Raw genomic sequence first — 12,580 nt, 5'->3', positions numbered from 1 at the left:
TCAGGCGAGCTTTTTCAATGCAATGGTGAAAGTGCTTCCTGCTCCCAGCTCGCTTTCAACCGTGAGCGTGCCGTCCTGGGCCTCCATAAATTCGCGACTGATCGCGAGGCCCAGGCCGGTACCCTCCTTGGTGGAGCCCGGCACGCGGAAATAGCGATCGAATATCTTGTCTTTGTATTCCTGCGAAATGCCTTGGCCACTGTCGGCGACCGCAATCCGCACTGCTTGTGCGTCTTCTTCCAGGATAATGCGGATGCTGGAATGGTCGTAGGAATAGCGGATTGCATTGGAGACCAGGTTCGTAAGCACCCAGGCCGTCTTCTCCGAATCGGCCAGTATGCTGGATTTTACACCATTATCCTCGATTTGAAGGTTGATATCCCGGCTTTCGGCCTGCGTTTCGTTGGCCGCAATGGCGTACTGTACAATCTCCCGGGGCGATGTACCTGCTATATTGAGCTGTATTTTACCACTTTCCACCTGGGTAATATTCAGCAGTTCGCCGGTGATCTTCAAAAGCCGGTCGGCGTCCTCGCGGATGCTGTCGAGCAGGCTGCGTTGTTCCTCGTTGGTATCGCCTACCCTTTCGTTACGAAGCAGGTCGAGGGTTATTTTAATGGATGAAATAGGCGTTTTGAGCTCGTGCGAGACGTTGGCTATGAAATTCGTTTTGGCAAAATCCAGCTCTTTATAAGGCGTCACATTACGCAGGATGATCACATGGCCTATCGACCGGGGCTGCTGTTCGCCGGTCGGCACGATGGTAATATCGACGTATTCCTTTTCAAAATAGCTTTCCTTGTCGTCGGCGTAGATTTTCATGGCCGTACTTTGGCCATTACCCTTCGCCTGTGGTTCGAAAATATCTTTAACCAGCGACCGGACAAGATCGTTGTGCAGTGCAACCTCCGTCGCATCACGACCGACCAGCTCCGATGCCTGCAAGCCGGTTACCTTCCTGGCCACCTCGTTGGCGAATATCACCTTCCGGTTTTCATCCAGGCCTATTACCGGGTCGTGCATATTGTCAATCAGTGTCTCCACGCGCTTTTTCTCGATCATAAGCCTGGCGAGGTTACTACTGTTGTATTCTTCCAGCTTCTCAGCCATTGTGTTGAACGACTGCGCAAGCTGTCCGTACTCGTCGCGGCTGCCGAAATGCACGCGTTCGGTGTAGTTCTCGTTGGCTATCTGGCGGATACTTTCTGTGAGCTCGCGGATCGGATTCGCGATGTTGCCGGGCAGGTTTACAAACAACGTGAATGCAATAATGAAGCACAATGTGCCTGTGATCCCGATCCACACCATCGAACTTTTCGCGGTTTGGCTGGCAACCTGGCTTTTCCGGTTGATCGCATCGAGGTTAATGCTCATGATTTCCAACGCATCGTTGCGGATCAGCGCTATGGTTTCCTTGTCGCGCACATTGGTTTTTAGTTTTTCAAAATGGCCTGTCAGCTGCGCGGTAAGCTCCTTTTCCCCGATTTCGGTAATGTTCTTCTGCTGCGCTTCAAGGTTCTTTTTAAATATATCCAATGCCCCCGCATGCACTTCCAGCTCGTCGAGCGAGTGAAGCATCTGGCGGGTGTATTCCAGTGAGTTATGATTGGCAATGAGGATATTGCGCGAATCGGCCGAAAGCAGGCTCACCTGCCTGATCCCCACCACGGCGAGCACCGTGATCATGGCAAAAAGCAGGCCGATACCCAGCCTCAGTTTGGTTTTGATCTTCATTTCAGGAAAGTATTACGAGGTCAATGTCGGAAGAAGACATTTTATTTAAAAGCCCGTTGAACACATTCGTAGCCAGAATGACCTTGAAAAGGTTCAAATGTGGCTTCCCAATGCATATGGTGGTGATCTTGTTCTTTTCGGCCACCTCCACGATCGTTTTGGCAATGCTGCCGCTCTCCATTTTGATCACGTTCCCGCCCAGCTCGGTAGCCAGCTTGAAATTATTGATCAAATGCCGCTGCTTGGCCAGTCCGATCCGGCTCGCCGACTCGCCGGGTGTCTGCACGTACAGTAAAAACCAGCTGCTGTGGTAGTAGTTGGCCAGCCTCGCCGTTTTCCGGATCACATTCCGGGCGGTCTTTTCATTGCTGCTGATGCACGCCAGAAAACGCTCGTGTTTGAGTGCCATACCCGGCTGTATTTCGCTCTCGACCTTCCGTTCCACCTGCGAAGCCACCTCTTTCAACGCCAGCTCGCGCAGTTGCAGAATATGCTGCGGCTTGAAGAAATTTTGCAATGCAGCCTGTATCTTTTCCTCCCTGTAAATTTTGCCTTCTTTCAAACGGGTAATCAGCTCGTCGGCGGTGAGGTCGATATTCACCACCTCGTCGGCCAGGCCCAGCACCTTGTCGGGAATGCGCTCGGCCACCTCCACGCCGGTAATCTCACGCACCTCCTGGTTGAGGCTCTCGATATGCTGGATATTCACCGCCGAAATCACATTGATTCCCGCTTCGAGGATATCGAGCACGTCCTGCCAGCGTTTCGCATTTTTACTACCTTCAATATTGGAATGCGCCAGCTCATCCACGACCACCACTTCCGGCCGCAAGGTAATCACCGCCTGCACATCGAACTCTTCCAGCTCTTTCCCTTTGTAGAACAACTGCCGCCGCGGGATAACCGGCAGTCCTTCAAGCAGCTCGTGCGTTTCCTTCCGGTTATGGGTTTCGATATAGCCAATCTTCACGTCGATGCCCGTACGCAGGAGGGCGTGCGCCTCCTGCAACATCCGGTAGGTTTTACCCACCCCGGCGCTCATACCAATGTATATCTTGAATTTGCCCCTCCTCGACTTTTTGATCAGTTCGAGAAAATGTTCGGCGCTGGTTTCCATGGAGTTGAGGGTTTATGAGTTTAAAGTTCAAGGTATGGGGTTTAAGTTGGTCGACCACCGGAGTTCAATGCTATAAGCTTAAAGCTTATAGCTTATAGCTTATAGCTTATAGCTTATAGCTTATAGCCCCTAACAGCCGCTGCCATTCAGTTGTTTCAAATGGATTTTGTATAAAACGTCGGGAACAATGTCCGCAGGGAGCGACGACGGTGCATTTCTGGCTTTGGTCCATACATTGGCATACACAAATACATTCTCGATCAGCAATTTCACCATCGCGTCGCCCTCCCGGTAGACTTTCTCCGCAAGGCCGAAACAGCTTCTCGCCGCGCGGAAGTGCCGGTGCTCCATGGTGTTCTTCGTGCAAGCCGACAGGTAATGGATTGATGAATGGATAGAATTGAAAGTATGCGCTGATACTGCCGCGCAATCCGCACCGGCCACGACAGGAAGTTCATTTCTGAGCAGGTTGATGATTTGTAACTGGGTAAACATGGCTGAATGGGTTAAAACGGGCCGGGCTGGCTACCCGGCTATTGTTTAGTTCAGAGCAAAAGTCAATGCGGTAGTCACGTAAGTTTTGTTTTGGGACAAATCGTTGCCCTTGCCATTGAATATCGCGTCGCGACTGCTTAGGTTACGCGCCTCGATGCGCCAGACGACCTGCGGGGTAATCTGATAATCGAAATTCAGCGACGTACCGAAGGTCTGGAAACCGTTTTCGGTTCCGGTAGCGATGATCACACCGTTTTTGTCATGGTAGTATTCGCCTCTGGCCGCGATATTGATTTTGGAAGAAGGCGAAAAGCGCAGAATCATCACCGGCACGTAAACCGTGTTGTAGGCGCTGCTGCCTTTGGTTTTCTGCTCGCTGCCGATGTCAAAGCCGGTTGTGAGGCCCCATTTGTCCGACAATTGAAATACACCGTAAATATTGTGGTAATAGCGCATTTGCCGCGTGCTATCGGGCTTATCGCTGCCGATGAATGTGCTGTAATTCAGCGTTACAGCCGCATTGGGTTTAAAAGTAACTTGTGTCCCGAATGCAGGTGTCGCGTTACCATCCACCCGCTGAATGCGCTGCCAGCCATTGAGGTACATCGCCGAGAGGTACCATTTTGAGTCCTGTGTGGTGTATCCCAATTTCAGACCGGTTTCGAAATAGGGCGTGTTTTCCGCCATCAAGCTACGTGTCAGAGCCCAGTTGTCCTTCCCGATTGCGCTCTCGAAGCCAATGTGCGACGGCATAATGCCTGCATCGAGCCAGAGGTTGTGGTTTTTGGAAATCTTCACGCCTGCATTGGCTTCGAAGACATTTTTTAGCACACCCGGTTCCGCCGAATAGTTTGCATTCATATAAGTACCGGCTGCCAATGCGAGGTTCGCACGTACGCGGTCGCCCGTGTAGCTGCCTTTGAGGAATGCCAGGTTCAGGTTCACCTCGCCGGTGCGGTTATGGTTATAAATAAATCCGGGCATGGTATGGTTGTCGTTTTTGCGAAAATCATGCAGGTAGTAGGACTCCACGTAAGCGCTTACCGCAAATGGTGAAGCCGCAACAGCCTGCGTGGAATCCTGGGCAATAGCGTGTGACACGGAGGCAATGGCAAGCGCACTTAAAATCAAGGTTTTCATAAAAATGGTAAGCTGTTCAATCTTAGCCGCGCGGTAAAAGAAGCGCAGCCCGCTGCGACGGCACTGGAAACGGGCGGCGTTTTTTGAGATTATTTCAATTGATCGAGTGCGAGGTTGAGTTTCAGCACATTCACCTTCGCAGGACCGAACATCCCGAGCAACGGACCCTGAATATGCGTTTTCACAAGCGTTTGCAACTTTTCGACAGGCAGGCTGCGAACTTTCGCGATCCGCTCTACCTGCACGAGAGCTGCTTTTTCGGAAATATCAGGATCAAGGCCGCTACCGCTCGCTGTCACCAGTTCCACAGGGACATCTGCCTTTTTCACCCCCGGATTATGTACCAAAAATGTATCGATACGGGCCCGTACAGCACCCAGGTACTCTTCATTGGAAGGCCCTTTGTTACTGCCACCGCTACCTGCCGCATTGTATCCTACCGCTGAAGGCCGCGAATTGAAGTACTTGTCGTCCGTAAACGACTGCCCGATATTGGCATAATACCGTTTACCATTTTGTTCGATCACCTCACCTTTGCCATGGTTAGGAAAAACCTGGGCCGCGCCCAGCACCGCCAGCGTATACACGCCCGAAAAGAATATCAGCGTCACGATCGTCAACCGGATCGCTGGGAGAATGTGTTGTTTCATGGTTTTGAAATTTTTATTTTTGAGAAAAAAGAAATCGCACTATGTACAGGAAAATTTTCGTTGCCGAAAATGCTGAGGACCTGAATGTCAGGCTTCCAGACGAATATCTTCACAAGGATATCGAGGTGATAGCCTTCGATCTTGGCGAATCCGTCGAAGGGCTTAGAGCAAGCAAGAGAGAGGCCGCGGAAAAGGCCGTTGAATTCTTCAAAACCATTCAGATAGATCGTTCCGGTTTTAAATTCGATCGCGATGAAGCCAATGAGCGATAACTTTTTCATTGACTCCAACATCGCACTGTATCTGATTGATTTAAATGAAACTGACAAGAGGCTGGTAGCAATGGATCTCATGCGAGACGTCCCATTTATCAGCTCACAGGTAGTTTTTGAGTGCATCAATGTATGCTTGCGGAAACATAAGATGGATCGGGAGTCTGCTCGCATGTTCGTCAAATGGTTGACATCCGCCTCATTGATCCAACCGGAAAACACCTCGGTTGTCAATACAGCCCTTTTTATCATGGACCGATATCTGCTACAACCATTTGACGCGAAGATCGTCGCATCAGCGCTCGAAGCAGGTTGCAATATTTTATATTCGGAAGACATGCAAAATGGGCTTATAATTGAGAATCGATTGAGAATCATCAACCCTTTCATTTGATTACTCAAAACCAAACACTTACCAGCAAATCAATCGCCTTAATCCCTACAAAAGGTATCAGTACTCCTCCCAATCCGTAAATCAGCAAATTCCGTCTCAGCAATGCGCTGGCGCCGATCGGTTTGTAGGCAACGCCTTTCAATGCGAGCGGTATGAGCAGCGGGATGATGACAGCGTTGAAGATGATCGCCGAGAGAATCGCACTTTCCGGGCTGTGGAGGCGCATGACGTTCAATCCTTGCAGGGCAGGAATCGACGCGATGAACAATGCAGGTACGATGGCGAAGTACTTAGCCACGTCATTGGCGATGCTGAACGTCGTGAGCGTACCGCGGGTCATCAGCAGTTGTTTGCCTATTTCCACAATTTCGATCAGTTTGGTCGGGTCGTTATCAAGATCTACCATATTACCGGCTTCCTTGGCCGCTTGCGTACCGCTGTTCATAGCCACACCCACGTCGGCTTGCGCGAGAGCGGGCGCGTCGTTGGTACCGTCGCCCATCATGGCTACCAGTTTTCCTTTTTGCTGCTCGGCTTTGATGTAATTCATTTTATCCTCCGGCTTGGCTTCTGCAATGTAGTCGTCGACGCCAGCCTTTTCAGCAATAAACTTCGCAGTCAGCGGGTTGTCGCCGGTTACCATCACGGTTTTGACCCCCATTTTACGCAGCCTTTCGAAACGTTCCTGAATGCCGGGTTTAATAATATCCTGCAACTCGATCACCCCGATGACCACCTCATTTTCAGCCACTACCAACGGCGTACCACCATTGCTGGATATGTCCCTTACTTTCTCCGCAATATCTGCCGGAAATGCATTGCCCGCCTTTTCGCTTAATTTACGGATGGCGTCGGATGCGCCCTTGCGGATACGCGTGTCCAGAAAGTTCACGCCCGAGCTCCTCGTTTCAGCGGTGAATTCGATGAACGTAGGATTTTCGACACGGAGCTGATCGGCATGCAGATCCGCGAGCTCGATAATGGACTTACCCTCTGGCGTTTCGTCCGCAATGGAGCTCAATGCGGCCGCTTTGATAAAAAAGCTTTTATCGATGCCTTTGGCAGGCCAGAAATTGGTGGCTTTACGATTCCCGATGGTGATCGTCCCGGTTTTGTCGAGCAACAAGGTGTCGATATCTCCGGCTGTTTCCACGGCTTTACCGCTTTTGGTGATCACATTGGCGCGCAATGCCCGGTCCATACCGGCAATACCGATGGCCGAGAGTAATCCGCCGATCGTGGTAGGGATCAGGCAGACGAACAGGGAGATAAATGCGGCAATAGTAATGGGCGTGTTGGCGAAATCACCGAATGGTTTCAGGGTGATACACACAATGATAAATACCAATGTAAAACCGGCCAGCAGGATCGTCAAAGCGATCTCGTTCGGCGTTTTCTGACGGCTGGCGCCTTCTACCAATGCAATCATTTTGTCCAGAAAACTCTCACCCGGCTCGGTGGTCACTTTAACCTTGATGCGGTCGGAAAGCACCTTGGTACCGCCGGTAACGCTACTTTTGTCGCCGCCTGCTTCGCGGATCACGGGCGCGGATTCGCCGGTGATAGCGCTTTCGTCGATCGTCGCGAGTCCTTCGATGATCTCACCGTCGGTCGGGATAATGTCGCCGGCTTCGCACAAGAATATGTGCCCCTTGCGCAGCTGCGAGGAAGGAACGACTTTAATTTCATTGACATACATATCACCCACCACCTGCATCCACTTCGCAGGCGTTTCTTCACGGGTTTTACGTAAGCTGTTGGCCTGTGCCTTACCGCGCGCCTCGGCAATGGCCTCAGCGAAATTGGCAAACAACAGGGTAAGCAGAAGGATCAGGAAGATCACCAGGTTGTAAACCATACTGCCCTGCGATTTCTCACCGGAAATAACCCAGATATTCACGATCGCCATGACAAACGTACCGATCCAGACGGTGAACATCACCGGGTTACGGAACATAATCCGGGGGTTGAGCTTCACAAAAGATTGCGCCAGCGCCTCCCGTACGAGGTCTCCCTGAAAAAGGGATGTATTTTGAGCTTTCATTTCTGCTAGTCAGTTAATTATTGCATTGAAAAATATTCGGCGATCGGCCCGAGGGTCAATGCGGGGAAAAAGGATAGTGCGGTGATGATCACGATCACGGCGAATACCATGATACCGAACGTACCGGTGTCTGTTTTAAGGGTACCTGCGCTTTCAGGAACGTGTTTTTTGGCCGCGAGAATGCCTGCGATCGCCACCGGACCGATGATCGGGATAAACCGCGAAAGGATCAGTACGATACCGCAGCTGATGTTCCACCAGGGCGTATTATCGCCTAGCCCCTCGAAACCGCTACCATTGTTGGCGGCCGAGGAAGTGTATTCGTATAACATTTCACTGAAACCGTGGAAACCGGGGTTATTCAATGTGCCGGCGGTCAGTTCGGGCATCGAAACGCCCAATGCGGTCGCGGCCAGGATCAGCAACGGATGCAGCAAGGCAACGATCATGGCGATCTTCATCTCCCTGGCTTCAATTTTTTTACCCATCAACTCCGGCGTGCGGCCCACCATTAAACCACTGATGAACACCGCCAGGATAATGAATATATAGAAATTGAGAATCCCCGCGCCCGCGCCACCGTAAAATGCATTGGTCATCATCGACAGCATCTGCGTCAATCCCGACACCGGCATAAAGCTGTCATGCATCGAGTTGATCGAGCCGGTGGAGATAACGGTAGTGGCTATACTCCAAAATGCGGAGGCGGTTGTTCCGAAACGGGTCTCCTTCCCTTCCATCGCGCCGGAGCCCATATCGACACCCATTTGCGCGATTTTCGGATTGCCGTGGAGCTCGGTGACGATCGTAGGAACGGTCAGCAGCAAAAAGCCGAGCGTCATCACCCCGAAGATCATCCAGGACAGCCTTCTCCTTTTGACATAGTACCCCAATGCAAAGATCATAGCCAGCGGAATGATCATCTGACCGAACATTTCGGTCATATTGGTGGCATAGTTGGGGTTTTCGAGCGGGTGCGCCGAGTTGGCCCCGAAAAAACCGCCGCCATTGGTACCCACGTGTTTGATCGGTACGAAAGCAGCCACCGGGCCGGTCGAAACCTGAACGGTGTCGCCTTGCATCGTGTACATGGTATCTTTACCGTCGAATGTCATCGGCGTGCCGTTGGCAAGCAGGATCAATGCGATCGCGAATGAAACGGGCAGCAGAATGCGCGTGCAGGATTTCACCAACAGGTCGTAGAAGTTGCCCAGCTTGTCGGTTGTACGCTCTTTGAGGGCAATGATGACGACTGCCGCGGCAGCCATACCCGTGCCCGCGGTGACGAATTGCAGGAACATCAGGAACAGCTGTCCGAGGTAGCTCATGCCGGTTTCGCCGGAGTAGTGTTGGAGGTTACAGTTGACGACAAATGAAATGGTGGTATTAAATGCCAGATCGGGCGATTGCGACGGGTTTCCGTCCGGGTTGAGCGCGAGCCAGCCCTGGTTCATCAACACGAGCATGCCCAGGAAGAACCAGACCATGTTGATCGTCAGCAATGCGAACAAATGCTGCTTCCAGTTCATTTCCACATTCGGGCGGATACCGCTCAAACGGTAAAACCCTTTCTCCAAAGGGCCAAAAACAGGATCCAGAAGCGTTCTTTCTCCTCCATATACTTTCGCGATGTACTTGCCGAAGGGTACCGCCAATGCGACCGTAACGACAAACAATGCGACTATGCCAAATAATTCAGTGTTCATTGGATTGGGTGTTTTTAGAATTTTTCAGGCTTCACGAGCACATAGCACATGTACACGAAGACCAGGATCGAGACGATGAATAGCGCGAGCATGATTTCAGATCTTTTCGAAATAGTGAACGATTTTGTAAAACAGCGCGAAACTCAGAGCGCCGGCTGCCAGAAGAAGGAGTGTTGTCATTGTCTAAATTTTTTAAATTCATTGTAGCATATAGCAACTCTTGTTCCGTCGACTTAAGTCGACGGCAGGGGGCTGATTTACAATCAGATGCATTTAAAATGATTTTTTAGGGCATAAAAAAAGCCTATCAAAATGATAAGCTTCTTTATCAGAATGGAAATATTGGCGCTATTGTGTGCAATCAGAGTTTGTACTCGTCGATCTTGCGGTAGAGCGTCGCGATACCTATTTCGAGCAGCCGCGCGGCCTCGGCTTTATTGCCGTTGGTGTAGTTCAGGACTTTTTGCAAATGCAGCTTTTCGGAGCTCGCCAGTGAGAATGCCGACATATTTTTACCACCCTCCTGCCTCGGATGCTGCATTTCGAAAGGCAGACTTTCGACGTCGAGCACGGGGCCGTCGGTGAGGATCACGCTGCGTTCGATCACGTTTTTGAGCTCCCGGATATTGCCGTTCCAGGGATTTTTTTCCAATGCATGGATAAAATCGGGCGAAAGCGAAGTGATCTTCTTATTGGTTTTTAATGCAAATTGAGTTGCAAAACTGTTCGCCAGCGCGCCTATATCCGCCGTACGCTCACGCAATGCGGGCAAAGTGATCTGGAAAACCGAAAGCCGGTAAAACAAATCGCTCCGGAACTCACCTGCCTCAATTTGCTTGGGCAAATCCCGGTGCGTCGCGGCGATCACCCGCACATTTACTTTGGTAGGATGGGTTTCCCCTATTTTGATGAATTCCCCCGATTCGAGCACCCGCAGCAGCTTGGCCTGTAACTCCGGCGCGAGTTCCCCTATTTCGTCGAGGAAGATAGTCCCGTTATTCGCTTCTTCGAACAGCCCTTTTTTGTCGCGCACCGCACCCGTGAATGCGCCCGCCTTGTGCCCGAACATCTCGCTTTCCAGCAAATCTTTGCCAAATGCGGAGCAATTGATGGCCACAAACGACTTTTTGGCGCGATGGCTCGCGTGGTGGATGGATTGCGCGAATACCTCCTTACCTGTACCGGTTTCGCCCAGCAACAGCACCGTCGTGTCCGTAGGTGCCACGCGGCGCGCCAGGTCAATGCAAGCTTGCAGGTTTCTCGACTTGCCGATAATCGCGTCAAACGACCGTCTTTCGCCCAGTTGTTTTTCCAGGCTGACGACCCGACGGTTCAGTTCTGTTTTCTCAATGGCTTTGTACAACAGCGGGATGATCTTGTTGTTGTCGTCGCCCTTGGTAATGTAGTCGAATGCGCCGTTCTTAATCGCCTGGACGCCATCGGGAATGTTGCCGTACGCGGTGAGCAGGATCACTTCCAGCAACGGGTATTTTTCCTTCAAGATCTTCGAAAACTCGACGCCATTGCCGTCAGGCAGCTTCACGTCGCAAAGCACCACGTCGATATCCGATTGGTCGAGCTTTTTCCAGGCCGTTTTAATGTCGCCCGCTTCCATCACCTCAAAGCCTTCCAGCTTAATTACCCGGCCCATCAGGCCACGCAGTTTTTCCTCGTCGTCGACGATCAGTATTTTTTTCATAGCACAGCTGAGCCAGGCCCAAGCCCAAGCCAGGGGTTTAAATCCCTGGTTACTGGTTAAAGGTTAAAAATCAATGATATTGGTTGGGATGCAGGCAATATGCCCAATAATTGTACATCACCCGGATCCTCGCTTTCAATTCCTCGAAGCTGTTTTCCTTTTTGAAAAAGCCTTGAATGGTCGATTCGTATGCATTTTCGATGACCAGGGGATTGTCGGCCGTGCTCAAAAACACGAAAGGGATCGATTTCTTCCGCAGGTATTCATTCTTATCGATCCGTTCGCGGAGTTCCAGACCGTTCATGACAGGCATATTGATGTCGCAAATGATCAGGAATGGCTGGTCACGGGTGGTCTCCAGGTAAAGCAAAGCTTCCACCCCGTTGCCGAAAAACAAAAGCTCGTTAGGTATGTCGAGCTCCTCCACCGCACTCTTGATTAGAAACTGATCATCGGCGTCGTCTTCGATCGAAATAATGGGTCCTCTGATTGACATTGCCCGTAGCTTAATGACTAAATCCTGCCTGCAAATAACGCAATAAATGCTCCGAATACCAATGCCTCCGATTCACGCAAAATCCGCCTTGCGTAGTTTTTCATCCGTCCCGCGTAGGCTGCGGCTACCATCCGGCGCTTAGTTTTGCATCAGAATCAAAATCAGCCATGAAAACAAAGCAAACCATGAAAAAACAACTTCTAACACTGTTAACAGTTGCAGCGCTGTTCACCAGCTGCACCGACCACGATGCGCCTGTCAATGCCACTAACTATCACCTGGACGAAACTTCCGTGGCCGAATGGAAAGGTTATCTCAAAACGGGTTACTTCAATGAAGGCAGACTCGAAGTGGAAAGCAACAGTCTGGTCATCGAAGGAGGAAAAGTGAAAAGCGGGGCATTCACGCTCCCGCTTGCATCGATCGTCAATCTGAACCTGCCCACCGACGAGTTGAAACATCAGCTGGTACATCACCTGCAAAGCGCCGATTTCTTCAATATGGCGCTCCATCCGAACGTAACCTTTGAAATCATGAGCGTAGCGCCGTTCACAGGAAGCGGACCAGGAGTAGTTTCAGGCGCGAATTTTGAGGTGACAGGGCATTTAACACTGTTAGGCAAGAGCAACCCGGTCACATTCCCGGCCCGCATCGATTTGAACGGTGATTCCTTTAAATTGGAGGCGATCACGACATTCGATCGCACGCTATGGGGCATGAACTATGCGACCGAACCCGGCCTGCCGGACGAAGCCTCTATCAAACCGGGTATCGAGGTACACCTGAAACTTTCGGGTAACAAAATGTAGTCTCAAAGGTCTGCAAACACGAGG

The 12,580-nt window shown here is 51.0% G+C and carries 13 protein-coding genes; 3 read left to right on the top strand and 10 right to left on the bottom strand.

The features are described from left to right. From J7619_RS19905 to J7619_RS19885, 5 genes are all read right to left on the bottom strand, one after another. Entirely contained in the window at positions 1-1,734 is a 1,734-nt protein-coding gene (locus tag J7619_RS19905; protein ID WP_291202576.1) for an ATP-binding protein, read from the bottom strand. Between the two features lies 1 nt (position 1,735). Then, the gene (locus J7619_RS19900) at positions 1,736-2,851 is read right to left on the bottom strand and encodes a universal stress protein (RefSeq protein WP_291202573.1); all 1,116 of its coding nucleotides are present in this window, start codon (positions 2,849-2,851) and stop codon (positions 1,736-1,738) included. 129 nt (positions 2,852-2,980) lie between these two features. Further along, entirely contained in the window at positions 2,981-3,346 is a 366-nt protein-coding gene (locus J7619_RS19895) for a hypothetical protein (RefSeq protein ID WP_291202570.1), read from the bottom strand. 45 nt (positions 3,347-3,391) lie between these two features. Further along, on the bottom strand, positions 3,392-4,486 hold the full coding sequence (locus tag J7619_RS19890) for a porin (protein WP_291202567.1): 1,095 nt from the start codon (positions 4,484-4,486) through the stop codon (positions 3,392-3,394). An 89-nt stretch (positions 4,487-4,575) separates the two neighbouring features. Continuing rightward, positions 4,576-5,136, bottom strand: coding sequence for a K(+)-transporting ATPase subunit C (locus tag J7619_RS19885; protein ID WP_291202564.1), 561 nt, complete (start codon positions 5,134-5,136; stop codon positions 4,576-4,578). 41 nt (positions 5,137-5,177) lie between these two features. On the opposite strand from J7619_RS19885, the gene J7619_RS19880 reads away from it, so the two are divergent. Together J7619_RS19880 and J7619_RS32300 are read left to right on the top strand one after the other, a co-directional pair. Next, positions 5,178-5,408, top strand: coding sequence for a hypothetical protein (locus J7619_RS19880; RefSeq protein ID WP_291202561.1), 231 nt, complete (start codon positions 5,178-5,180; stop codon positions 5,406-5,408). Next, the gene (locus tag J7619_RS32300) at positions 5,389-5,802 is read left to right on the top strand and encodes a PIN domain-containing protein (protein WP_409012750.1); all 414 of its coding nucleotides are present in this window, start codon (positions 5,389-5,391) and stop codon (positions 5,800-5,802) included. The genes J7619_RS19880 and J7619_RS32300 overlap by 20 nt, the downstream gene beginning before the upstream one ends. Before the next feature lie 4 nt (positions 5,803-5,806). Here J7619_RS32300 and kdpB read toward each other — a convergent pair whose 3' ends face one another. From kdpB to J7619_RS19860, 5 genes are all read right to left on the bottom strand, one after another. Next, complete coding sequence (gene kdpB / locus J7619_RS19875; RefSeq protein ID WP_291202559.1) at positions 5,807-7,846, bottom strand: potassium-transporting ATPase subunit KdpB; 2,040 nt, start codon at positions 7,844-7,846, stop codon at positions 5,807-5,809. 17 nt (positions 7,847-7,863) lie between these two features. Then, a complete protein-coding gene (gene kdpA / locus J7619_RS19870; RefSeq protein WP_291202556.1) occupies positions 7,864-9,552 on the bottom strand; it encodes a potassium-transporting ATPase subunit KdpA in 1,689 nt (562 codons plus the stop codon). Between the two features lie 14 nt (positions 9,553-9,566). Then, entirely contained in the window at positions 9,567-9,644 is a 78-nt protein-coding gene (locus tag J7619_RS32295; RefSeq protein ID WP_090379866.1) for a potassium-transporting ATPase subunit F, read from the bottom strand. A 269-nt stretch (positions 9,645-9,913) separates the two neighbouring features. Further along, positions 9,914-11,251, bottom strand: coding sequence for a sigma-54 dependent transcriptional regulator (locus J7619_RS19865; RefSeq protein WP_291202553.1), 1,338 nt, complete (start codon positions 11,249-11,251; stop codon positions 9,914-9,916). A 70-nt stretch (positions 11,252-11,321) separates the two neighbouring features. Beyond that, positions 11,322-11,747, bottom strand: a complete 426-nt coding sequence (locus J7619_RS19860) for a response regulator (protein WP_291202550.1) — start codon at positions 11,745-11,747, stop codon at positions 11,322-11,324. A 185-nt stretch (positions 11,748-11,932) separates the two neighbouring features. Between J7619_RS19860 and J7619_RS19855 the strand changes: the two genes are divergently transcribed. Continuing rightward, on the top strand, positions 11,933-12,556 hold the full coding sequence (locus J7619_RS19855; RefSeq protein ID WP_291202547.1) for a YceI family protein: 624 nt from the start codon (positions 11,933-11,935) through the stop codon (positions 12,554-12,556). Positions 12,557-12,580 lie beyond the last annotated feature (24 nt).

This window comes from Dyadobacter sp. (genome assembly GCF_017744695.1).
Taxonomy (GTDB): domain Bacteria; phylum Bacteroidota; class Bacteroidia; order Cytophagales; family Spirosomataceae; genus Dyadobacter.
This window is presented reverse-complemented; position numbering and strand designations above follow the sequence as displayed.